The following is a 22,156-nucleotide window of genomic DNA, read 5'->3' on the forward strand; positions in this document are numbered from 1 at the left end:
CTCTTGTTATAAAAGTGCTTCGCTGCCATCGTCATCGCCGGGGCGGAAACGAGCCGCTTCCACAAAGGCTGCCGCCTTCGCCGGGTCCTTTTTCCCGTCCGTCTCCACGCCGGAGGCCACGTCGACACCGAAGGGACGGACGCGAACGATGGCCTCCCGGACATTTTTCGGGTTGAGCCCCCCGGCCAGGATCAGCGGACGGCGCAGCCTGCCGCCGATTTTGGACCAGTCGAAGGTCCGCCCCATCCCGCCGAGTGCGTTCGGGCAGTATGCGTCGATTAGAAAGGCGTTGACATCGTACTCGTGGGCCGCTTGGGCCAGGGGTTCCCAGTCCGTAAAGGCGGTGGCGCCTTTTTTTGCTTCCGGCGCGTCGTCACCGAGCCGGAAGGCCTTGATCACCGGGTAGGACCAGCGGCGGCAGTATTCGGGCGTCTCTTCGCCGTGAAACTGGAGCGCCTGGAGCCGGCAGAAGGAGGCGATCTCCTCGACACTGTAGCGGGGCTCATCGGCGAAGACGCCGACGACAGAGACGAAGGGCGGCAGTTCGAGGATGATCTCCCGGGCCGCCTCCGGGTTGATATAGCGGCGGGAGCCGCGAACAAAATTGAAAGCGATGGCATGGGCGCCGGCGCCCACGGCCGCTTCCGCGTCTTGAAAAGAACGAATGCCGCAGATTTTCACGCGCGGGTTGACGAGCATGGCGGGACCTCCCGTTTGCGGTGCTTTGGAAAAAAGGGGGCGCCTTGAAACGTAACCTGTGAAGGATTCCCTATCTATGATTCTAAAGGCCGATCAGATTCTAAAGGCCGATCAAATCCCGTAGCGCCTTCCCCGGATCGGCTGCCGTCACCAGGGCTTCGCCGACGAGGATGGCGTCAAACCCGGCCGCCAGGGCGCGCCGAGCGTCGCTCTCGTCGCGGATGCCGCTTTCAGCCACCTTGACGACGCCTTCCGGCAGCGCCGCGCCGAGGCGCAGAACCTGCTCCTTGTCCACCTGCAATGTGGCCAGGTTGCGGGCATTGATGCCGACGACAGGCAGCCAGCCGGGCCGCCGCGTGCGGTTTTTCTCTACCGCCTCCGCCGCCCAGGCCAGGTCTTCCTCGCCATGGACCTCGATGAGCGTGGTGATCCCGAACTCCAAGGCGGCAACGCACATCTCGTCGAGGCGGGACGGCCCGAGCATGGCGGCGATGAGCAGACAGGCGTCAGCGCCGCAGAGGCGGGCCTCCGCAATTTGATAAGGGTCGATCAGAAAGTCCTTGCGCATCACCGGCAGGCTGACCTGCCCTTTCGCTTCCTGTAGATCGTCGAGATGACCCAGAAAATATTTTTCCTCTGTCAATATGGAAAGGGCCGACGCGCCGGCCTGTTCATACCGTGCAGCCAAGTCCCCCGCCTTCGCTTCCGGGAAGAGGGGGCCTTTGGAGGGCGAGGCCCGTTTCACCTCGGCGATGACCCGGACAGGCCCCGAGGGACGCTGCCGACGGAGCGCCCCGGCGAAATCCAGAACCGGCCCCATGCAGGCGACGCCGCGCGCCAGTTCGGAAAAACCGGCTTCCCGGCGCGCTTTGCGGACGCGATCAGCCTGGATCTCCCACATGGTCGCCAAAAAACCCGTCAAGGGGATCTGGGGAATCAGATCGGTCATGCGCTCACCCCTTGTTCCCGCAGTGCTGCCGCTTCCGCCGTGAAGGCTTTCACCTGCTCCAGCAGGCCCAGGGCTTCGCCGCTGTCGATGACCGTCCGGGCCAGGGCGATCCCCTGTTCCAGTCCGTTGACCTTTCCGGAGACGCAGAGGGCGGCGGCGGCGTTTAAGAGGACGATGTCCCGGCGCGGCCCCCGCTCACCCTTCAAGATCGCCTCGGTGATGGCGGCGTTCTGGTCGCGGTCGCCCCCTTTGAGGTCCTCGGGGGCGCAGCAGTCGAAGCCGTAGGCGCGGGGATCGAGGGTCTCCACATGGACCTCGCCCGCTTCCAGCCGGGCCACCGTCGTCGGCGTCGTCAGGCTGATCTCATCGAGGCCGTCCTGACCGTGGACCACCCAGGCCGATGTGACCCCGAGGCGGCGAAGCACCTGGGCGATCACCTTCACCCGTTCGGCGCTGTTGACGCCGAGCAGTTGGCGCACCGCCCCAGCAGGGTTGCTCAAGGGACCGAGCAGGTTGAATACCGTCGGCACGCCCAGTTCCCGCCGCGTCGGCGCCGCATGGGCCATGGCCCGGTGGCACTGGGGGGCGAAAAAGAAGCCGAATCCCGTTTGCATCAGACACTGGTAGGAGTAGTTCGGCGACAGATCGACGGTGACGCCGAGGGCTTCGAGCACATCGGCCGAACCGGCCCGGCCTGACATGGCCCGGTTGCCGTGCTTGGCGACGGGCACACCGGCGGCGGCCACGACCAGGGCGGCCGTCGTAGAGATATTGAAGGTTCCGGCGCCATCGCCGCCGGTTCCGCAGGTATCGACCATCTGCAGCCGTGTCGTTTCAAACTCGGCAGGCACGTATTCGGCCAGTTCGCGGCCCACCCGGCTGCGCATCGCCCGGGCGAAGCCGGCAATCTCCTCTTCGCCCTCGCCGGTCAGGCGCAGGGCCACCAGCAGCGCCGCCAGTTGCACCGAGGGGACCTTCCCCTCCATGACGGCGTTCATCAGTTCCTCCGCCCGCCCTTCGCCGAGGCGCTCGCCGCTCAGCAGGCATTGCAGGCTGTGCTTGGCTATCTCCAGGGACTGGCTCATCTCGTCTCACCTCTGATTTATCTTAAACTGAGGAAATTGCGCAACAGCCCTTTCCCCGCCTCCGTCAGGATCGACTCCGGATGAAACTGCACGCCCTCGACGGCATACTCCCGGTGGCGAAGACCCATGATTTCACCCTGATCGCTCCGCGCCGTAATCTCCAGGCAGTCAGGCAGGCTCTCCTCCTCCACGATCAGCGAGTGGTAGCGCGTGGCCGTGAAGGGGTTGGGCAATCCGGCAAAGATCGTCCGCCCGTCATGATGGATGGGCGATGTCTTGCCGTGCATCAATCGGGGCGCCCGGATGACGCGCCCGCCGAAGACCTGACCGATGGACTGGTGACCGAGGCAGACGCCCAGGATGGGGATCTGCCCGGCGTAGCGGCGGATCACATCCATCGAGATGCCCGCCTCGTTGGGGGTGCAGGGTCCCGGCGAGATGACGATGTGGGAGGGGTTGAGGCCGGCGATGGCCTCGGGCGCGATGGCGTCGTTGCGGTAAACCTCGATGGCGTCGACCATCTCCCCCAGGTACTGGACCAGGTTATAAGTGAAGGAATCGTAGTTATCGATGACGACGATCACCGCAATCCCCCTTCCGCCGCAGCCAGGGCCTCAAAGAGCGCCCTCGCCTTATTCATCGTCTCTTCATACTCCGTCTCCGGAACTGAGTCGGCCACGATACCGGCGCCCACCTGGATCTGGGCCTTCCCGTCGCGCATCAGCACGGTGCGGATGGTGATGCAGGTGTTCAGGTTGCCGTCGAAACTGAGGTAACCGACAGCGCCGCCGTAGGGTCCCCGGCGCACCGGTTCCAACTCGTCGATGATCTCCATGGCCCGGATCTTCGGGGCGCCGCTCAAGGTGCCCGCCGGCATGACGCAACTGAGGGCGTCAAGCGCCGTCACATCCGGTTTCAACTCCCCGGCGACGCGGCTGACGATGTGCATCACATGGGAGTAATGTTCCACTTCCATAAACTGTTCCACCCGGACCGATCCGATCTGGCAGACCCGCCCCAGGTCGTTGCGGCCCAGATCGACCAGCATCAGGTGCTCGGCCCGCTCCTTCTCGTCCGCCAGCAGTTCCTCGGCCAGGCGGCGGTCCTCTTCGGCGTCGCGGCCGCGAGGCCGCGTCCCGGCGATGGGGTGCGTCTCCACCCGCCTGCCCTCAACACGGATCAGCGCCTCCGGCGAGGAACCGGCCACCTGCATCCCCGGCAGGTTCAAGTAAAAGAGGTAGGGCGACGGGTTCAACGAGCGCAGCGCCCGGTAGACATTCAAGGGATGGGTGCGCAGCGGCCGGGTGAGCCGCTGGGAAAGGACGATCTGGAAGGCGTCGCCGGCGGCGATGTACTCCTTGCAACGCTCCACGGCCGTACAGTAACCGGCGCGGTCAAAGGTGGAGGTCATCTCATTCCCTGCTGCAAAAGTGGACTGGACCGGCATTTCACCGGAAGCCCCTGCCTTGGCCGCTGTATTTGCCGGTGTCTTTGCAGGCATCACCGCCGGCGCTTCTACGGGCAGCGGCGACGACGGTTCGCGCAGCCGTTCGAGCAGTTCCGCCAGTTGCGACTGGCCGTAACGATAGGCGGCCTCATCGCCGGCTTCGGCCAGCAGGACCAAGGTGCCCCGGTGACGCAGGTGATCGATGATCAGGGTGTAGCGGGTGATCATCAGCATCATTTCCGGCAGTTGCCGGTCATCGACGCTGTGCTCGGGCAACCGCTCATAATGGCGGATAAGATCGTAGGAAAAATACCCGACCGGGCCGCCGTAGAATGGCGCCAAACCTGCATTGGGCGGAACGGGGGCGACCTTCAGGTCGGCCAGCCACTGTTCCACGCATTTGAGGGGCTCGCCGGCAGTGGCGCCGGTTGCTCCGGCAGACGGCTCGGGCGGCCAGGAGAAAAAGGCCAGGGGCTCAGCGCCTGCGTAGGAATAGCGCCCGAGGACAGTGCCCCGCTCCACGCTCTCCAACAGATAGCCCAAGCCCTCGCCGGCCAGCTTGCGATACAGCGTGATCGGCGTATCCTCGTCGGTGCTGAAGGATATCCACATCGGGACGTACCGGTGTTCCCGGCTCAGCCGGACAAAGTCGACCGCATCAGGGGCAGTGCGGTGCTGGATCAAAGTTCACCCTCCTTCCTGGCGGAGAGTGAAGCGAGACCGGAAAAAAGCGAACAAAAAAACCGGCCCACCGAAGGTAGACCGGTTTCCTGACAAAATCAGAAAATACCGCCTCTCCGCTCGACTCCACTGGACTCCGCTCATCTACTCTAAAACTCATCTCACAGTAAAAGTACCATAGCTGTATGGAACTGTCAACGATTTTTGGAAACGGCGCCATCGCTTTTTTGCTTGCAATGAAACACCCCATAGAGTACCTTGTACATAAGGCCCTAAATGGAAATACCCCTTACATAAAAAGGAGTGAACCCGCCTGAACAGCATGAAAAAACGGCCCCTCCGCATCCCCGCCTTCCTGGTTGCCCTCCTGTTCGCCTGCTGGGCAGCCATTCTCTATCCCTTCGGCGCCGCGAGCGCGTCGACGGCAACCCTCGCATCTGCCGATGCCGCTGCGTCTGGAGCATCTGCCAAAGTTGACCCCAAACTGGCCGAGGTCCGCCGCCTCATCTCCGATTACTACGTCGATGAGCCCGCCTCCGAGGTTTTTCAAAAAAACACGATCAAAGACACCATAAAAGCCCTTAAAGACAAGCACTCCGTTTACCTGGATGAAAAGGAATACGAACAACTGCTGGAATCGGTCAATCTGAATTACTTTGGCGTGGGCATGGTCATCGCACCCGGCGCCGAGTATCCTGTCGTAGAAAAAACATTCCCCGACTCCCCGGCCGAAAAAGCCGGCATCAAAAGCGGCGACGCCATCACCGGCATCAACGGAGAATCGACCCATGATGTATCGGTCGATCATTTGGCCGGAAAAGTGCGCGGCCCTGAAGGCACCACCGTCAAGCTCACCTTCAAACCGGCCAAGTCTGAGGAAGAACGGACGGTAGAACTGAAGCGGAAGCGCATCGATCTTCCGCAGGTCGAAGGAAAGATGCTGGAAGGAACCATCGGCTACATCCACCTGAGCACCTTCGGCGACCGGACCGGGAAGGAATTCAAAGCCACCTACGAAAAACTGCAAGCGTCCGGGATGAAGCAACTGATCATCGACCTCCGCGGCAACGGCGGCGGCGAGGTCATAGCGGCGGAAGATGTGGCCGATTTCCTGCTCCCCGAAGGACCCCTCTACCACATGGTCGGCCGAAAATTGCCCAAAGAAGCTTTCACCACCACCGGCAAGGAAACGCCCATCCCCATGGTCGTCCTCGTCGACGACGGCTCCGCCAGCGCCTCGGAACTGCTCGCCGCCGCCCTGCGGGAACGGGCGAAAGCCGTGCTCATCGGCACGAAAACCTATGGCAAGGGATCGGTCCAGACCCTCTTCGATCTCAAAGCCGGCGGTGTGCTGAAGTTGACCATCGCCCGCTACACCACCGCCATGGATCGGCCCGTTGACAAGGTGGGTTTGACGCCGAACCAGATGGTCGGGTACGAACCGCTCCAACTGATCCGGGCAAAGAATGCCCTCTCTCCCGACCGGTCCAAACAACTACGCCTGACCCTCGACCAACCGGAAGCCTGGGTCTCCGATGAGCCGGTCCCTCTCGACAGCCCCCCCTTCTTGAAGGACGACCATACATACCTTCCCCTCCGCTTCCTGGGAGAAGCATTGGGCGGAACCGTGGAGTACCGGGAGCTTGACCGCCGGGCAACCATCACCGTGGATGGGAAAAGCCTCGATTTCCCGCTCGATGGCGGGGAAGTGCGGTTGAATCAACAGCCAAGCGCAGATATTGAACCATTGCCGGTTGTAGATGATCGTGTGCTTGTGCCGGTGCGGTTGCTGAGTGAGGAACTGGGGTTTCGGGTGGAGTATTATGACAAATCTAAAGAGGTGCGGATCACCCAACCTCCAAAGGACGTCTCATTCCACAACTGATTTGAAGAAAAGCTGGTTCATTGCAAAAGGAGTTTCTAGGCACGTGAAGATCATCTATCATGTTGGCGATATGCAAGGATGGCCCAAGGTTTTTAACAGTCTGGGCGGGTTCTTTCAGGTAGCTCCGCAGTCCTTCGATCTGCTGATCCTTGCCAACGGACCGGGGGTGCAAGGCCTCGTCAAGACCGATAACCCCCAAGGTGACTTTTCCCCTTACGAGAGACTGCCTGAGTTGGTGGAAAAAGGGGCAAAAATCCTCGCTTGTGAAAACGCGTTGCGACGCAACAACATCGATGTGAAAGACCTCCCCGCCTTCGTCTCTACCGTCTCGTCGAGCATCGTGGAACTGGCGGAAAAACAAGCGGCTGGATATAGCTACATCCGAGCCTAAAAAGAACTGGGACGTTAAAGCTCCAGAACACTAGAAGTCTAGCACATATGGAAAATGCCCTGTATTGCTTTGAGAAGCCGTACAGGGCATTTGACTTTGGCATGATGAGAATGAGAAACCTACGGGCCTTCATTATGAGCTGTCATATGACCGGTCATTACCATCATGATGCGCCTCGCTTTTACATCATGGGCCTTCCCGGTTGCTCTTGATCGCGTCGCACCTCATCATAGGCCGGAATGAAGTCCCACTCCGCATCGACGGAGACAACGCTCCCCTCCTTGGCCGACTGCAGGATGTCGAGGATCGTCTTCGTGTCGCCATACTCCAACTCCGGCGGAACGGCGATCGCCTCTTGCCCAGTCATGGCCTTATGGAAATTGAGCAGTTCATTGTAATACCCCCGCTGTGGCCGGTACTGGATCAGTTCCGACTTGCCGTCGTTGTGGGCCACGTTGATGAAACCGCAATCCCGCTCCTCCAGATAGATCATCCCTGTCGTCCCGAAGATGCGCAGGCCCACCAGCGGCCGTTGCATCTCCTTGCCGGCGGTGAAGAAGGAGAACTGGCCCACAACGCCGCTTTTGAAGCGAAAGTTGACAGAGACGGAGGCATAGGGGGCGTATTCGCCGTTATGGAGCGGCACGCCAAAGGCTTGCAACTTGTCGATGGGTCCGAAGATGTGCCGCAGGGCTGCCATGTCATGGACGCCCGTGTCCATGATCACGCCGCCCGGATAGTCGGGGTGCTGCCGCCAGGGCGCGTTGGGGAACTTATTCGGCTTGCCCAGCTCACAGGGGAAGCAAGCCACCCGGTTTTGCACAAAGTAGTAGATATCGCCGACCCGCTTCGTCCGCACTAGGTCGCGGATGATATTGACCTCTTCATTAAAGCGGTAGTTTTCGGCGATCATAATCGGCACATTGTACTTCTTGGGCAGTTCTGTGTGGGCCTTCGCCTGCTCCAGCGTGGGCGCCAGGGGCTTTTCACAGATGATGCCCTTTTTTGTGCCCGAAATCGCCTTGGCCACCTCTTCCGTCACCTTGTAGTTGAGTTCGATGGGCACCATGATGTCGATGACATCGATATCATTCCGTGTCGCCAGCGCCATATAATCGGTGTACACATCACCGTCAGAAAGCCCCAGTCGCCGCGCCCATTCGGCGGCCTTCCCCCGGTTGATGTCACAGATCGCCTTAATCTCGTAGTGATCCTTCAGTTCCTGAAAGGCCGGGTAATGGAGTTGTTCAAAGGCCATGCCGGCCCCGATGATCCCGACGCGCAGTTTTTGCATCCTGACAGGGTCACCCTTTCGTCAGTTGTTTTTCATGCCTGAACATTAATCCCTGCGTCACGCAGTAAACCTATTGTACGTAATGTTCCTTCAGGAAAGGTTGCCTATACCCAAGGTGGAACCTTTCGGCGCTGACCGGCATATGATCTATTGCCCATTTCGCGCGGCTCGCAACGGCTGTGGGGCGCTTCCCATCAGCGACCGGTCAAGCAAAGGAGGGAATCCATTTGGATGGCGCCAGTTACATAGAAACGGCGCTCTTCGAGCACCGTTTCTGGCTGCAGATCCTGGGGGACCATGCCCGTTTCATCTATACGGGTCTCGCCCCTGACGAGACGCAAGAGATCCAGCGGGCTCGTCACTTTATCATGGAATTTGACCGGCTGTTGCAAGCGGCCCGGCAGGCGGGACCGGAAACGGACCTGCAGGAACTCAATCAGCGAGCGCAACGAGAAGCCCAGGAGATCCGCGCCTTCAAGTTGCACCTGATCCGCCGCCACCTTACCGAACCGATCAAGATCAATCTCCCGCCGACCCTCTTCAACCACATGGTCAACGAGGTGGAAGACTACTTGCGCATCCTCCGCTTCCTCTTGGCTGGCCAGTGCCCGCCCCTTTCGCTGCCCCATTTGCACCTGCTCTGGCTGTCCGACGCCTCCGGACACGCCGCCATGATCGCCGCCGGACTCGACCCGGTGGAAAAACCCTTGATCGACTCGAGCATGATTTACGAAACCCGCTTCGACATGCTCTACAAAAAAGCGGTCGCCCTGGCCGGCTTCATGCGCACAGGGCTGCGCGATTTCCCCTCCCTCGACTACTTCAACCGGCAGGTACAGCAGGAGATCAACGCCTTCACAGCATTCTTGCAGGAAGTGGAGGCGACACGGAGGACGAAGGAGGTCCTCGGTTTCGTGCTCCCCCTGGTTCCTGATCACATGGCCCGGGAAGAGTGCTACTACCTGATCAAACTATCGATGGCCTCCCGGATCCCGCGCCCCAACTGCGACCCTACGGCGCCAAGAGAGGAATAATCTAAAAAGGCATCCTAAAACATTTGCTTGCACATCTACGGAAAAACCGACCGCTACAGGACGGTTTTTTCTTATTTTTTAAAAGCATTTCAGGACTATGGTCTTATATATGAAAATTCTACCCTATGTTACATTGGTCTTGGGGACAAGCAACGAAACAAACAACACAGAAAAGGAGTTGCACAGGTCATGCAAAAAAAATTGCGCTTCATCGTGCCACTGCTCCTGATCCTGTCCCTGCTGCTTCCCGGTCTGGCCTTGGCGGCGAAAAAAGAGACTACACCCGGCGCACCGAAGAAAACGACCGTTACCAGCCCAACTACCCCAACCGAACCCGCTCCGACTGAACCGGTTACGACCGAACCCACTACGACAGAACCTACTACAACGGAACCCACTACAACCCAACCGGCTGCTACCGAACCGGTAATCACTCCGGCGCCTCCGCCCAGCAAGGTCATCCTCGGCTACTACCCCGTCGACTATGTGGGCGACAAGACCGCCTACAACTCCCTCGTCAACTACGGCAGTTCCATGAACGCCATCTCCACCTTTACCTATCTGGTGGACGGGCAGGGCAACCTGACCGGCACTGTTCCCACCGACGGGCTCACCCTGGCCAAGTCCAAAGGCCTCAAAACCTACGCCCTGATCCACAACTACACCAACGGCGGTTTCAACCAAAGCATCGCCTCTTCCCTGCTCGGTAGCCCGGCGAACCGCCAGAACGTGATCAACCAGTTGAAGACGATCCTGCCGGCCAACGGATACGCCGGTGTGAACATCGACATTGAGTACATCAACCCGGCCGACCGCGCCAACTACACCCAGTTCGTCAAAGAAGTGAAGGAAGCCCTCGGCCCCATGGGTTATACGGTCATCCTCTCCGTCATCGGCAAGACCTACAATGACACCACCTCCAACTGGGGAGGCGCCTTCGACTTCAACGCCATCGGCCAGTACGCCGACTACGTGCAGATCATGACCTATGACGAGCACTACCCCGGCGGGACCCCCGGCCCGGTCGCCTCCATCGGCTATGTGACCAAGGCCGTCCAGTACACCATGTCGACAATGCCCAAAGAAAAGATCCTCCTCGGCATCGCCACCTACGGCTATGACTGGTATGGAACCAGCACGAAGACAGTAAACTACCTCACCGTACCCAAACTGCTCAGCCAGTACGGTGTGACGCCCAAATGGGACGACGTCTCCAAATCGCCCTGGTTCAACTACACCGACAGCTATGGTCGCAGCCATACGGTGTGGTATGAAAACCCGCAGTCTACGGGGTACAAACTGGACCTTGTCAACCAGTACGGCCTCGGCGGCATCGGCATCTGGCGCCTCGGCTTCGAGGATCAGAGCTTCTGGGATGTCGTCAACGCCAAACTAAAGTAAATCAAAAAGGCCCCCTTCCGTCTTTTGCGGATGGGAGCCTCTTTTACGCCTTGGCGCCTGGATCGATGCCGGTATCAGGCGTTTCCCCCTTCTCCGTATCGATCGTGAAAATCCAGTGATTCAAAATCCTATGCAGATCAGCCGTGCGGATCGGTTTGCTGATATAATCGTCCATGCCGCAGGCCAGGCACTCCTCCCGGTCGCCGCGCATCGCCCGGGCCGTCATGGCCACGATGGGGACATGACCGCCCTGTTCCGCCTCGATCCGCCGGATCTCCCGGGTAGCCTCGAAACCATCCATCTCCGGCATCTGGCAGTCCATGAGGATCAGGCTGTATTTCTCGCGCCGGATGGCCTCGACAGCCTCGCGGCCATTGGAGACGGCAAGCAGGCGGAGGCCGAACTTTTTCAACTGGATGGAGGCCAACTTCTGGTTGACAGGGTTGTCTTCCACCAGCAGGATCCGTTTTTCCGGCAGATCAGGCAAGAGCAAATCGACATTTTCCTGGACGCGGCTGTCCTCAGCGGCCTGAGAGGGTGATTCCAACAGCGGCGCTGTAAACCAGAAGGTCGTTCCTAGCCCGGGGATGCTCTGAAAACCGATCTCGCCGCCCATCAACTCGACGAGCCGCTTGGAAATGGCCAGCCCCAAACCGGTTCCCCCGTACCGGCGCGCCGTCGACATGTCGGCCTGGGAGAAGGGTTGAAAGAGGCGGGGCGCCACCTCATCGGTGATGCCGATGCCCGTGTCGTGAATCTCAAAGCGAAGAAAGCGGGCGGCGCCGTTCATGGGATCGCTTTGCCCCAGTTGGGAAGCCATGGTGATCCGCAGGGCCACCTTCCCTTTTTCCGTAAACTTGACGGCGTTGCCGCCGAGGTTGATCAAGACCTGCCGCAAACGAATGGGATCGCCCCGCAAGAAACGGGGGATCTCTCCGTCAATGTCACAGGTAACGTCGAGGTTTTTCTGCTCCGAACGAACGCGCAAGAGGTTGACCACATCGTTGACCACGGTGCGGAGTTCGTAGTCGACAGCCTCCAACTCGATCCGGCCGGCTTCCATCTTGGAGAAATCGAGGATGTCATTGATGATCGACGACAACAGCCGCGAAAGCTCGCCGATAGTGCGCCCGTAGTCGGACTGTTCCTCCGTCAAGGAGGTGTCGAGAAGCAGGTCGATCATGCCGATGATCCCGTGCAGGGGCGTGCGGATCTCATGGCTCACCGTCGCTAAAAAGGCGCTCTTGGCCCGGTCTGCCGTTTCGGCCCGCTCCTTGGCCGTGTGCAGTTCCTCTTCGGCCCGCTTCCGCTCCGTCATGTCACGGGTGACGAAGATGACCTCCTGTACCTTCCCCGTTTCCATGTTCTGCACAGGCCGGACGGTCGACTCAAACCAGACATACCGCCCCTCCTTGCGCCGCATGCGGTATTGGAACAGGCGCGGCTCCAGGCGGGCCATGGCTTCACGGAGGTTGTCGCCTACCCGGTCCATGTCTTCGGGGTGCAGAAATTCGTATCCCGAACGGCCGAGGATTTCTTCCGGCTCATAACCCAGAAGGGAGCGGCTCGCCGGCGACGCGTAAAGGATGATGTTCTCCGTCGTATGGCGGGAGATCAGGTCAGAGGCGTATTCGGCCAAGAGCCGGTAACGTTCCTCGCTCTTTTCCAATTTCTTGACGAGGACACGCTGCAGGTTCACCAACTCGTTGTTGAGGCGTGTCACCTCTTCATAGAGTTCACTGTCCCAGTCGGCCTGAGTGCCCGTCTGGGCGGCCAGGTCCTTCAGCGTCGACCGCAAAGCCGGCGCCTGGCTGCCGCTGTCGACCATCTCCTCATAGAGGCGCGCCATGGTGGACCGGGTCCTCGCCCCGGCGATGAGCATCTTTCCCTCAGAGGCGCAGCCGGCAAAGTAGAGGCCGAGCACCTGATCGCCCAAGGGAACGTTCAGTTCCCAGTTGAAGACGGAACCCTGTTTGCGCAGAGCAGCCAAGAAGTTGAGGGCCTTGTCGGTGCAACTCCGGTCGACAATGCCGGGAAAGGGCTGACCCGCCCGGATCCGCGCAGAGAATCCCAGCCTGTTGCTGTTCACGCGCATGATCATGCCCTGCCAATCACAGAGCAGCGTGATTCCGTTGCCATTCTCCACTGCGCTCATAGGGAGAACACTCCTTTTTTGGCGAGGGGGGCCTCCGTCATCACTCGCCTGTCACTAGCCGGTTTGCCACATCCACCGCATCCAGCGCGTCCGTCGCATAGGCGTCGGCGCCGACCTGCCGCCACAAATCTTTTTCAATATTGAAGGGATAGCCGCCGACCATGATCTTCACGTTGCCGACATCCTTGGCGGCGCGGACCACCCGGATCAGGTCCTCGACGATCCGCACATGGAAGGTCATCGTCGCCGACACGGCGAGCACCTGGGCGTTGTTATCGCGCAAGGCCTGGACCACGTTGGCCGCCGGCGTGCTCGCCCCAAGGTAGTAGGTGTCCCAACCGTCCATCTCCAAAAAGTCCGACACCATTCGGATCCCGATCTCATGAAGTTCGCCGCTCACACAGGTGGCCACGAGCCGGCGGTTTTTAGAGGGACCAGAAAAAATGAAGGGATACAACTGGGCCATGATCATCTGGGTGGCCGCGGAGCAGTAGTGCTCCTGCGCTACATTGATCCGGTTCATCTGCCAGAGGCGGCCGATCTCGTACTGGCTGCGCTGAAAGACGAAGAGATAGATGTCCCGCACAGAAACGCCCGATTGAACGGCGTCCAAGATCAACCGCGCGGCGGCGTGCCGTTCCCCTTGCAGCAGCGTGTCCAGGTACTGCCGCGCCAGATCGCTCAAGGGCGCATCTGGCGTAAAATAGGTCGGCGGATCGGCCGGCGACTCATCGAGACCGTTGATGCTCAGATCGAGGTATTCAGAGACGATGTCGCCCACATCGACGGGCAGCATCTCGCGGAGAACGTCCTTGGTAAAGGATAAGTTCTTTGCCAGGTCGGTGACAGGGATGCCACGGCCAGACAGAAGGACCTTCACCCAGGAGACATAATCCGTAAACAGAGACGGGCTTTTCGTCGCCACCGCCTCGGAGAGGAAGGACAGTTGCGCCCGGATGTCCTGCAGGGCGCGCAAGCGCCCGATGTCGTTAAATTTCTCCGTCAGTTCCGTTGGCGCCACCGATTGGCGCACCAGGATCGCCTCCGACAACTGCGGCAGTTTGTCTTCAAATATTTTACTGATCTGGCTGTACTGATCGCTCATGGCCTTCCCTCTCTTCCTGTCGTCAAAGTATCTTCTGTCAGGGAAACTCACGAAGCTGCGCACTTGTATCCATTAGGACAATATTCCATACAGGATTGTCGATTCCTGCATATAAAGAAAAAAACCGCTTATCCCGGGTGATGACCCACAAGGTGCCGAAGGGCCTTTTGGGTTCGTTCGAACTCGCGGGCCACCTGCTCCGCCTTGACCGGCGCCGAATCGAGGCAACCTTGCCGCCCCATGATCTCCAACTCCTTGCTGCAGGCCGACAACGCATTGGCGCCGATGCCGGCGCTGCTGGACTTGAGGCTGTGGGCCAGGTTGGCCATCGCCCGCGCGTCCCGCTGGCGGACCGCTTCTCGCAGCGCCTCGATCTTCGGCGGCGTGTCGCGTAAAAAGATCTCGATCACCTCGGCGACGATGTCCGGTTCGTCCTCTTCCTGCAATTCCCGGAGGCTGTCCAATACACCGCAGTCGATGACGTCTGTGTCGCAGGCGCCCCCTATGCCGGGGTCGGCGGGAAGCCAGCGTTCAAGCACCTGGCGCAAGGCCTGGATGACAAAAGGTTTGCTCAGGTAATCGTCCATCCCCGCCTGGAGGCAGCGCTCCTTGTCGCCCTGCATGGCATAGGCCGTCATGGCGATGATCGGTGTATGCGCGCCCTGCTTCCCCTCGTAGGAACGGATGGTCTGGGTGGCCTCATAACCATCCATCACCGGCATCTGGCAATCCATCAGGATCAGTGAGTAGCGGCCGCTCCGCGCCGCTTCCACCGCATCCCGGCCGTTCATGACGGCATGGGCTTGCAAGCCCAACTTTTTCAACTGCAACAAGACGAGTTTCTGGTTGACGGGGTTGTCTTCGGCAAGGAGGATCATCGGATCCGCACCGGATTCTTGGACAAGCGGCGCAACTTCAGGCACGTCACCTTCTCCTTCCTCTTTTTCGTAAACTGAACCTGTGGGGTTCGCAGCCTGCGCGGGGCTGCGTTCCAGGGGAAGGGAAACCCAGAAGGCTGAGCCTTTTCCCACTTCACTGGTTACCCCGATCTGCCCATGCATCAAGTCGATCAGCCGTTTGGTGATGGCCAGTCCCAGCCCCGTTCCGCCATACCTGCGCGTCGTGGAACTGTCGGCCTGGGTAAAAGGACTGAACAGGCAAGCCTGGGCCTCCGCCGAAATGCCGATGCCCGTATCGGCGACGTCGAAGCGAATCACCGTCTCGCCTTCATCGCCTCGCTCACAGCCGATGGTCAGTATCACGCTTCCTTTTTCCGTAAACTTGACGGCGTTATCGAGCAAATTGAAAAGCACCTGCCGCAGGCGAAGGGGATCGCCCCGCCGCAGTCCCTCCACCGCATTTTTCCAGACAACCTGCAGTTCGAGCCCTTTCTCCCGGACTTTGGCTTCAAAGGTTTTCGCCATATCCTCCACGAGCGTTCGAATCTCGAAATCGGCAGGCTCCAGGCGCAATTTGCCGGCTTCCATCTTCGAGAAGTCAAGGACATCGTTGATGATGTGCAACAGTTGATAGGCGGAATCGCTGGCCGTGGCGGCAAACTCCCGCTGCTCGGCAGACAAGGGCGTATTGAGCAACAATTCTGTCATCCCGAGGATGCCGTTGATCGGCGTCCGAATCTCATGGCTGATGGTGGCCAAAAATTCGCTTTTCGCCCGGCTGGCCGCTTCGGCCGCTTCTTTTGCTTCTTGAAGTTCCAGTTCCACCCGTTTGCGTTCCGTCACATCTGTATTGGAACCGGCCATGCGAACAGCCTTGCCCTCGTCATCCCAGATCGCCTGCCCGCGCGTGAGGATCCAGCGGTATCTCCCGTCCCGGCAGGAGAGGCGGTATTCGATCTCGAAGGTCGGCATATGCCGGGCCAGATAGCTCTTGAGAACGCCCTTCACCCATTCGGCGTCCTCCGGGTGAAGCAAGCGTTTCCAGTCCTCGATCTGATCGCCGATCTCATCCGGTCCGTACCCGAGCATCTCCTTCCAACGAAGGGAGTAAAAGACGCGGTTCGTCCGCAAGTCCCAGTCCCAGATCCCGTCATTGGCGCCTGAAATCACCAGACTGTAGCGCTCCTCACTGTCCTTGAGCGCCGCTTCAAAATCCCTGCGTCCGCAAACGCTGCCGTCAGGGATTGCCGATTTCAGGGCAGGCGATTCCTGGACGTCATCACCGTGGCGATCACAGGCCGCTTGGTCCGTCATCCCAACCATTTGGCTCATCACAGGGCCCTCCGACTGTTTACTTCCGCTCACACGAGAGGTATGGGTTTGCGTTCAAGTTAGAACAAATCCTGATAAAACATAATAATAACATTCTATAAAAAGAGGGGCGATCCCTTTTTCGAACATCGGTTTGTTTCAAATCTTCACGGAAAAATGCGAGAAAAAGCCGCCCCACAAAAAAGGGGCGGCCGCGTTATACACCTTATTGTATTGGATGCCTTCAGCGAGGATCGGTGGAGAAGCTTGGGCCTTATGTTCACCGGTTCAGGTCGGGCCGCAGTCGTACGGCGCCGCCCAGGTAGACATGGACCATATCCTCTTGTCCCTTCGGCGTGTTGACATGTATCAACACCCGCACACAGCGGGCCAGCGCTTCGGGCACGTTGATCTCGCTCATGCACATGAGCGGCACCTGGTGCCATCCCGCCTCCCGGGCCGCATAGGCCGGAAAATCGGCGTTCAGGTCCGGCGTCGCCGTAAAGATGGCCGAGGCGATGTCTTCGAGCCGCAACCCGTTGGCCTCGACGATCTCTCGCAGCAGTTCCTTAGTGGCCTGCTGGATCGCTTCCTTCGTGTTCTCCTCGACAGTGACGGCGCCGCGTATGCCGCGCACATAATTGACCGTCATGTCTATCCCCCCTACCATACTGCTGTCCTACAATGCCGCCCGGTGGCCCATGCCGACGGCCACCTCATCGAGATGGAGCAGGCCTATGCCGAAAAAGACGGCCACACTGATGTGATCATGGAACCGGGCAATCCCCACCTTGCCGCCGATGTTCAGCCCCACGGCCTTCGGCAGGATCTGAGTCAACGCCTCGTGGGTGGCGCCGGCGACGGCGCCCTCTTCCGGGTGGCTCTCCCGGATGACCCCTTCCCGCTTGGCCGCCACGACCGCCCGCTCGATGATCTTCTTCACCGCCGGAATGAACTCGCCGCCGTAATCGACAGCCGCTGTCCGGATCCCCTCTTCGGCATAGAGGCGGCGCAGTTGATGCTCGTCTTCACGGCTCTCGCTCATGGCCAGTCGCAAGGCGGCTGCTGCGACGCGTTTGCTTCCCGGATTGCCTCCCATGGACCGTCCTCCCATTCTCCCCGGCTTGACACCGGGTATGCCCATTATAGCCCTCCCGGCGGGGCCTTGACAAGCTTGGCAGCCGCCCGTCCGGCCGCATAGCCCATCGACCAGGCCGCTTGCAGATTGAAACCGCCGGTGTAGCCATCCACATCAACCACCTCGCCGGCAAAGAAGAGGCCGGGGGCCTGCTTGCTGGCCATCGTTTTCGGATCGATCTCACGGATGTCGACGCCGCCGGCGGTGACGATGGCCTCGCTCATGGGCCGGTGGCCCGTCGCAGTGACAGTGAGCGCCGTCAGCGTCTCCAAGAGGTTGCGCCGCTCCGCCTTGGTGATCTGATGGACAAACTTGTCCTCTGAGATGCCTGACAAGGTGATGACGATGGGGATCAACGACTTGGGCAGCAGATCGCCCAGAGCGTTTTTGAACTGCTTGCGCTGAAACTGGGCGAAATCGCGCTGGATCCGCGCGTCCAACTGCTCCGGCGTCAGAGCCGGTTTCAGGTTGATCTTGACGTGGAGCGGGTGTTTCTCCGGGGCGCCGCTTTTTTCCCAGTAGTTCGTGGCGTGCTTGCTGAGGCTGAGGATGACCGGACCGGAGACGCCGAAATGGGTGAAGATCATCTCACCGAACTCCTCGCCCAGCTTTTTACCGGCCTTGTCCTGGAGGGTTACCCGCACGTTTTTCAGCGTCAGCCCCTGCAGGTCCTTGACCCAGGGATCGGCAGACACCAAGGGCACGAGTGAGGGCCGCAGGGTGGTAACGGTATGGCCCAGTTCGCCGGCAAAACGGAAACCGTCACCGCTGCTGCCTGTGCCGGGGTAGGTGCTCCCCCCGGTCGCCACGATGACGGCGGCGCCTGGATGGAATTGGCCGTCGCTCGTGCGGACGCCCCGGATGGCGCCGCCGGCGTCCCGTTCAATGGATGTCACTGTCCGCCCGGTCAGCACCTCCACCTTCAGCCGCTTCAACTCGCGGACCATGGCGTCGACCACGTCGGCGGCCCGGTCGCTCTGCGGAAACACGCGGTTGCCCCGCTCCACTTTTAATGGAAGTCCCAGTTCTTCCTCGAAAAAGCGCATCGTCTGCCTGGCGTCGAAGGCCCGCAGGGCGCTGTAGAGGAACCGGCCGTTGCCCGGCAGGTTGGCGATGATCCCGTCGGTGTCGGTGTCGTTGGTCACATTGCAGCGGCCCTTGCCGGTGATGAGCAATTTTTTCCCGAGCCGGTCGTTCTTCTCCAAAAGCAAAAGGGGCGCCCCTGCTCTGGCCCCCATGATGGCCGCCGTCAGCCCGGCGGCCCCCCCTCCGATGACGATGATCCTTGCCGTATCCAGTGTCGTCGCAGCCTCCTATTGAATCTGTGTTCAGCGCGCCGTCAGTCGCCGTTCCAGCGCCTGCCTGAACTGCCGCTGGTCCTCATTGATCCGGTAGACGAACCGCTCCAATTCAAAACGGTGGAGAAAAACCTGTTCCGGTTCAAGCATTTCAATCTTGCGAAATTCGTCGCGCAAAGTAAACCGCAACAGATCCTCGAGTGTGTCGGCGCCGATGGTCACAATGACAGGCGCAAAGGCGATCTCCCTGCCTGTGTCCTCATCGAGCAGGATATAGATATCGATGGCCATATCGATATCCTCGACGGTGATTCCCTGGATGGGCACGTTGCGCAGCAATGCCACCTGCTGCTCACGGATCGCCTCGGCCTCTTTATCTACATCCGGGGTCCCGAAAAAAAGCCTGTTTTTGCGAATGGGCGTGTGAAAGTCGAGGCGCACCCGCGCCCGTAAGGCCGGACGGCGCCATTCGTCCCCGCTGATTCCGTTAAGCACTGTTGTCACTCCACACTACAGTCAGTCCAGCGACCATACAGCCACCACTCCAACCACGTCTTTTCCTATTTTTCCATAATTCGAGATATAGGGCTAAAAACCCTCTTTTTTCGGCCACATCCCCATATCACGCAAGACGCAGGTGGCGAGGTAAGCCTGGTGGAGAGCGAGAACAGCACCAACCCCTTCCCCGTATTGCAGGTCAAAGGCTAACAGCGGTTGGAGGCCAAGGTGTTCGACGATCTTCTGCTGCCCCCTCTCTTTCGAACGATGGCTGAGCAGCAGGTAATCGCCGATGGCCGGATCGAGGCGGTGGGCGCACAAGGCGGCGGTGCAGGTGACAAAGCCGTCAAGCACCGCCGGCGTCCGGCAACGCGCCGCCTCCAAGATGGCGCCGGACAGGGCGGCGATCTCCAGGCCGCCCACCATGGAGAGCACCTCAATGACATCATGCGCCGGCGGGCGGTGCAGCGCCAGCGCCTGTTCGATGACGGCTTTTTTCTTTTCCATGCTGTCCGGCGAAAGGCCTGAACCCCGCCCCACCACCTCTGCCGGCGGCAGTTCCAGCAACGCCGCCGTGATGGCGCTGCAAGCGGTCGTATTTCCGATGCCGATTTCCCCGAGCGCCAGCCCTTGCATCCCGTCCCGGACCGCCTCGCGGACGAGAGAAGAGCCGGTCTGCAAGGCCTGGTAGACCTGATCCCGCGACAGCGCCCGTCCGTGGAGAAAGTTGTCCGTTCCAGGGGCGATCTTGCGACAGCGCAGCGATGTCACCGGCCTGTCCCGACCGAGGCCGGGCATGGAGAAGAGCCGGCAGCCGGGTCCGCAGTCGTCTTTGAGGCCCACGTCGACGAGGTGAACCTCCGTGCCCGTCTCCCGGCCCAACACAGCCGTCCCCGACTTCTCCTCCAAAAAGGCCTTGACGATCTCCCGGGTCATGCCGGGCGGGTAGGCGCTCACGCCCGCCTCGGCCACCCCATGTTCGGCCACCATCACCAGCGCCCGCCGGCGCTGCAGACTCGGCGCCGGATTGCCGGTGATCCCGGCCAGGTGGATGACGAACTCCTCTAATGAGCCCAGCCCGTGAGGCGGCTTGATCAGCCCGTCCCAGCGGGATCGCGCGGCGGCCATGGCGCTGCGGTCCAGGGGACCGATGGGATTAGTATTCAATGCCCCGGCGGCTCGGCACCCCGATCTGGTAGGGATGCTTGATCTCGCGCATCTCTGTCACCAGATGGGCTTTCTCCAGGATCTCCGGCGGCGTGTTCCGTCCGGTAATGACCACTTCCACATGGTCCGGTTTTGCCGCGAGCAGGTCCAGCGCCGCTTCCAGGGTGACCAGTTCAAACCAGAGGGCATTGGACAGTTCGTCCAGGATGACGATATCGTATTCGCCGCCGGTGATTACCGCCCGCGCCCGTTCCATGGCGCGATCAGCCATCAACCGGTCCTGTTCAGTCGCCGCTCCCTTGCGCACAAAACAACCGCCGCAGCCGACGCACTGCATCTCCCCCTGCCGGATCATCGGGTCATGGGGACAGTTGCGGCCGTACTGGGCCAGTTGAATATCGGGAGAGAGCCGTTGCAAGGAAAATAGTTCCCCATAATAGGAACTGCCTTTCATGAATTGGATGATATAGACCTTAAACCCGTGACCGAGGGCCCGCAGGGCGAGACCGAGGGCCGCTGTCGTTTTTCCCTTGGAATTTCCCGTGTACACCTGAATCAAACCTTTTTCCAGACGCGCTCTTGCCACGTCCATCGCCTCCGTTGTTTGCTTCCCGAAAACCCTTTGGACCTTTGGCAGTGCCCTTAACATTGTCCTTGGCGGGTCCCTTGGCAGGTCCGTTTATGGGTCCCTTTGCAGGAGCCGTTGCAGTTCCCTTTATGGGTCCCTTTGCAGGAGCCGTTGCAGTTCCCTTTATGGGTCCCTTTGCCGCTCCTTTTGCCGGTCCCTTAACTGATCTCTTGTCTAATCCTGTTTCTGTTCTTTTTACTGCCCCTTTTTGATCCCGGTGAGCGGAGGCAGCTTTTGCCATCGTAGCCGTCTTGGCTGGCCTAGCCGTCTGCCTGCGCTCGTCCCTGCCAGGGGCGGTCGCTTCTTTCATCCCCGCCGCCGACTTCAACGCCCGGAGTTCGGCCGGGGTCAGCGGGCGGACTTCGCCGGGCTTCAATTTGCCCAGGGTGATCGGTCCAAAAGAGATCCGTTCCAGATCGATGACCGGATGACCGATGGCGTCGCCCATCCGGCGGATCTGGCGCTTGCGACCCTCATGGATCTTGATCTCGATCCAGGTGGCGCCCCCTTCCCGGCGGAGCAACCGGACCTCGGCCGGCGCCGTCACCCCGTCTTCCAGCTTAATGCCTTCCGCCAGCGCCTTCAGCGCCCCATCGCTCACATCATCGCGCAGGCGCGCGCGGTAGGTCTTCTCGACACCGAAACGGGGATGGGTGAGCCGGAAGGCCAACTGACCGTCGTTAGTCAACAACAAAAGCCCTTCCGTATCCTGATCAAGCCGGCCCACGGGATACACCCGCTCGTTGACGCCGGGAAGAAGGCCGATCACCGTCTGCCGCCCCTGGGGATCCTTGCAGGTGGTCACGACCCCCCTCGGCTTGTACAAGGCGTAGTAGACGGGCGCTTCGCGCCGTTCCAGGGCGCGACCGTCCACCTCGATCACATCCTGGGCTTCGTCGACGCGAACCCCCTGCTCCCGCACGACGGTCCCGTTGATGCGCACCCTACCTGCCCGGATCATCGCTTCCGCTTCTCGGCGAGAAGCGACACCGTGCGCCGCCAGCAGTTTTTGCAAACGAACGGTTTGACTGTCCATAGACGCCCTCATTTCCCGGATCCGATTCCGGCTTAGTTTTTCCTGTCTGCCCACA

20 protein-coding genes are annotated in these 22,156 nt (G+C 60.3%); 4 read left to right on the top strand and 16 right to left on the bottom strand.

Features of this window, described 5'->3' with window-relative positions:
- Positions 1-6 precede the first annotated feature (6 nt).
- From GTO91_RS00220 to trpE, 5 genes are all read right to left on the bottom strand, one after another.
- Complete coding sequence (locus tag GTO91_RS00220) at positions 7-699, bottom strand: phosphoribosylanthranilate isomerase (RefSeq protein WP_161253073.1); 693 nt, start codon at positions 697-699, stop codon at positions 7-9.
- A gap of 100 nt (positions 700-799) precedes the next feature.
- Positions 800-1,648, bottom strand: a complete 849-nt coding sequence (locus GTO91_RS00225) for an indole-3-glycerol phosphate synthase TrpC (RefSeq protein ID WP_161253076.1) — start codon at positions 1,646-1,648, stop codon at positions 800-802.
- Positions 1,645-2,733 (bottom strand): anthranilate phosphoribosyltransferase, encoded by a 1,089-nt coding sequence (gene trpD / locus GTO91_RS00230; protein WP_161253079.1) that lies wholly within the window; start codon positions 2,731-2,733, stop codon positions 1,645-1,647. The genes GTO91_RS00225 and trpD overlap by 4 nt, the downstream gene beginning before the upstream one ends.
- 17 nt (positions 2,734-2,750) lie before the next feature.
- Positions 2,751-3,317 (bottom strand): anthranilate synthase component II, encoded by a 567-nt coding sequence (locus GTO91_RS00235; RefSeq protein WP_161253082.1) that lies wholly within the window; start codon positions 3,315-3,317, stop codon positions 2,751-2,753.
- A complete protein-coding gene (gene trpE, locus GTO91_RS00240) occupies positions 3,314-4,792 on the bottom strand; it encodes an anthranilate synthase component I (protein ID WP_161254036.1) in 1,479 nt (492 codons plus the stop codon). The genes GTO91_RS00235 and trpE overlap by 4 nt, the downstream gene beginning before the upstream one ends.
- Before the next feature lie 391 nt (positions 4,793-5,183).
- On the opposite strand from trpE, the gene GTO91_RS00245 reads away from it, so the two are divergent.
- Positions 5,184-6,746 carry a S41 family peptidase gene (locus GTO91_RS00245; RefSeq protein WP_161253085.1) on the top strand — a complete coding sequence of 521 codons (1,563 nt, stop codon included), beginning with the start codon at positions 5,184-5,186 and terminating at the stop codon, positions 6,744-6,746.
- Positions 6,747-6,789: 43 nt separating this feature from the next.
- On the top strand, positions 6,790-7,137 hold the full coding sequence (locus tag GTO91_RS00250) for a DsrE family protein (RefSeq protein WP_161253088.1): 348 nt from the start codon (positions 6,790-6,792) through the stop codon (positions 7,135-7,137).
- 181 nt (positions 7,138-7,318) lie between these two features.
- On the opposite strand, the gene GTO91_RS00255 is transcribed toward GTO91_RS00250, so the two are convergent.
- A complete protein-coding gene (locus GTO91_RS00255) occupies positions 7,319-8,431 on the bottom strand; it encodes a Gfo/Idh/MocA family protein (protein ID WP_161253091.1) in 1,113 nt (370 codons plus the stop codon).
- A gap of 227 nt (positions 8,432-8,658) precedes the next feature.
- Here GTO91_RS00255 and GTO91_RS00260 point away from each other — a divergent pair, with 227 nt between their 5' ends.
- Together GTO91_RS00260 and GTO91_RS00265 are read left to right on the top strand one after the other, a co-directional pair.
- Positions 8,659-9,465, top strand: a complete 807-nt coding sequence (locus tag GTO91_RS00260) for a DUF2935 domain-containing protein (RefSeq protein WP_161253094.1) — start codon at positions 8,659-8,661, stop codon at positions 9,463-9,465.
- A 189-nt stretch (positions 9,466-9,654) separates the two neighbouring features.
- Positions 9,655-10,866 carry a glycosyl hydrolase family 18 protein gene (locus GTO91_RS00265; RefSeq protein WP_161253096.1) on the top strand — a complete coding sequence of 404 codons (1,212 nt, stop codon included), beginning with the start codon at positions 9,655-9,657 and terminating at the stop codon, positions 10,864-10,866.
- Between the two features lie 43 nt (positions 10,867-10,909).
- Here GTO91_RS00265 and GTO91_RS00270 read toward each other — a convergent pair whose 3' ends face one another.
- From GTO91_RS00270 to GTO91_RS00315, 10 genes are all read right to left on the bottom strand, one after another.
- Positions 10,910-13,021 (bottom strand): PAS domain-containing hybrid sensor histidine kinase/response regulator, encoded by a 2,112-nt coding sequence (locus GTO91_RS00270; protein WP_161253099.1) that lies wholly within the window; start codon positions 13,019-13,021, stop codon positions 10,910-10,912.
- Positions 13,022-13,061: 40 nt separating this feature from the next.
- Entirely contained in the window at positions 13,062-14,126 is a 1,065-nt protein-coding gene (locus GTO91_RS00275) for a cobalamin B12-binding domain-containing protein (RefSeq protein ID WP_161253102.1), read from the bottom strand.
- 128 nt (positions 14,127-14,254) lie between these two features.
- On the bottom strand, positions 14,255-16,357 hold the full coding sequence (locus GTO91_RS00280) for an ATP-binding protein (RefSeq protein WP_161253105.1): 2,103 nt from the start codon (positions 16,355-16,357) through the stop codon (positions 14,255-14,257).
- A 259-nt stretch (positions 16,358-16,616) separates the two neighbouring features.
- Positions 16,617-16,988, bottom strand: coding sequence for a chorismate mutase (gene aroH, locus GTO91_RS00285; protein WP_161253108.1), 372 nt, complete (start codon positions 16,986-16,988; stop codon positions 16,617-16,619).
- Positions 16,989-17,015: 27 nt separating this feature from the next.
- Positions 17,016-17,435, bottom strand: a complete 420-nt coding sequence (locus tag GTO91_RS00290) for a HutP family protein (protein WP_161253110.1) — start codon at positions 17,433-17,435, stop codon at positions 17,016-17,018.
- 44 nt (positions 17,436-17,479) lie between these two features.
- A complete protein-coding gene (locus tag GTO91_RS00295; RefSeq protein ID WP_161254039.1) occupies positions 17,480-18,772 on the bottom strand; it encodes a BaiN/RdsA family NAD(P)/FAD-dependent oxidoreductase in 1,293 nt (430 codons plus the stop codon).
- 30 nt (positions 18,773-18,802) lie between these two features.
- Entirely contained in the window at positions 18,803-19,267 is a 465-nt protein-coding gene (locus GTO91_RS00300; protein ID WP_161253113.1) for a hypothetical protein, read from the bottom strand.
- A gap of 93 nt (positions 19,268-19,360) precedes the next feature.
- Positions 19,361-20,437 carry a nicotinate-nucleotide--dimethylbenzimidazole phosphoribosyltransferase gene (gene cobT / locus GTO91_RS00305; protein WP_161253116.1) on the bottom strand — a complete coding sequence of 359 codons (1,077 nt, stop codon included), beginning with the start codon at positions 20,435-20,437 and terminating at the stop codon, positions 19,361-19,363.
- Complete coding sequence (gene cobO, locus GTO91_RS00310) at positions 20,427-21,023, bottom strand: cob(I)yrinic acid a,c-diamide adenosyltransferase (protein WP_328793697.1); 597 nt, start codon at positions 21,021-21,023, stop codon at positions 20,427-20,429. The genes cobT and cobO overlap by 11 nt, the downstream gene beginning before the upstream one ends.
- Positions 20,911-22,101, bottom strand: coding sequence for a pseudouridine synthase (locus GTO91_RS00315; protein WP_161253122.1), 1,191 nt, complete (start codon positions 22,099-22,101; stop codon positions 20,911-20,913). The genes cobO and GTO91_RS00315 overlap by 113 nt, the downstream gene beginning before the upstream one ends.
- Between the last annotated feature and the right edge of the window lie 55 nt (positions 22,102-22,156).

Origin of the sequence: Heliomicrobium undosum, from assembly GCF_009877425.1 — a bacterium.
Lineage (GTDB): Bacteria > Bacillota > Desulfitobacteriia > Heliobacteriales > Heliobacteriaceae > Heliomicrobium > Heliomicrobium undosum.

Coding starts and splice junctions, on each gene's coding strand:
- GTO91_RS00220 (WP_161253073.1), bottom strand. CDS start 699: ATGCTCGTCAACCCGCGCGTGAAAATCTGCGGCATTCGTTCTTTTCAA.
- GTO91_RS00225 (WP_161253076.1), bottom strand. CDS start 1,648: ATGACCGATCTGATTCCCCAGATCCCCTTGACGGGTTTTTTGGCGACC.
- trpD (WP_161253079.1), bottom strand. CDS start 2,733: ATGAGCCAGTCCCTGGAGATAGCCAAGCACAGCCTGCAATGCCTGCTG.
- trpE (WP_161254036.1), bottom strand. CDS start 4,792: ATGTGGATATCCTTCAGCACCGACGAGGATACGCCGATCACGCTGTAT.
- GTO91_RS00245 (WP_161253085.1), top strand. CDS start 5,184: ATGAAAAAACGGCCCCTCCGCATCCCCGCCTTCCTGGTTGCCCTCCTG.
- GTO91_RS00255 (WP_161253091.1), bottom strand. CDS start 8,431: ATGCAAAAACTGCGCGTCGGGATCATCGGGGCCGGCATGGCCTTTGAA.
- GTO91_RS00265 (WP_161253096.1), top strand. CDS start 9,655: ATGCAAAAAAAATTGCGCTTCATCGTGCCACTGCTCCTGATCCTGTCC.
- GTO91_RS00270 (WP_161253099.1), bottom strand. CDS start 13,021: ATGAGCGCAGTGGAGAATGGCAACGGAATCACGCTGCTCTGTGATTGG.
- GTO91_RS00275 (WP_161253102.1), bottom strand. CDS start 14,126: ATGAGCGATCAGTACAGCCAGATCAGTAAAATATTTGAAGACAAACTG.
- GTO91_RS00280 (WP_161253105.1), bottom strand. CDS start 16,357: ATGAGCCAAATGGTTGGGATGACGGACCAAGCGGCCTGTGATCGCCAC.
- aroH (WP_161253108.1), bottom strand. CDS start 16,988: ATGACGGTCAATTATGTGCGCGGCATACGCGGCGCCGTCACTGTCGAG.
- GTO91_RS00290 (WP_161253110.1), bottom strand. CDS start 17,435: ATGGGAGGCAATCCGGGAAGCAAACGCGTCGCAGCAGCCGCCTTGCGA.
- GTO91_RS00315 (WP_161253122.1), bottom strand. CDS start 22,101: ATGGACAGTCAAACCGTTCGTTTGCAAAAACTGCTGGCGGCGCACGGT.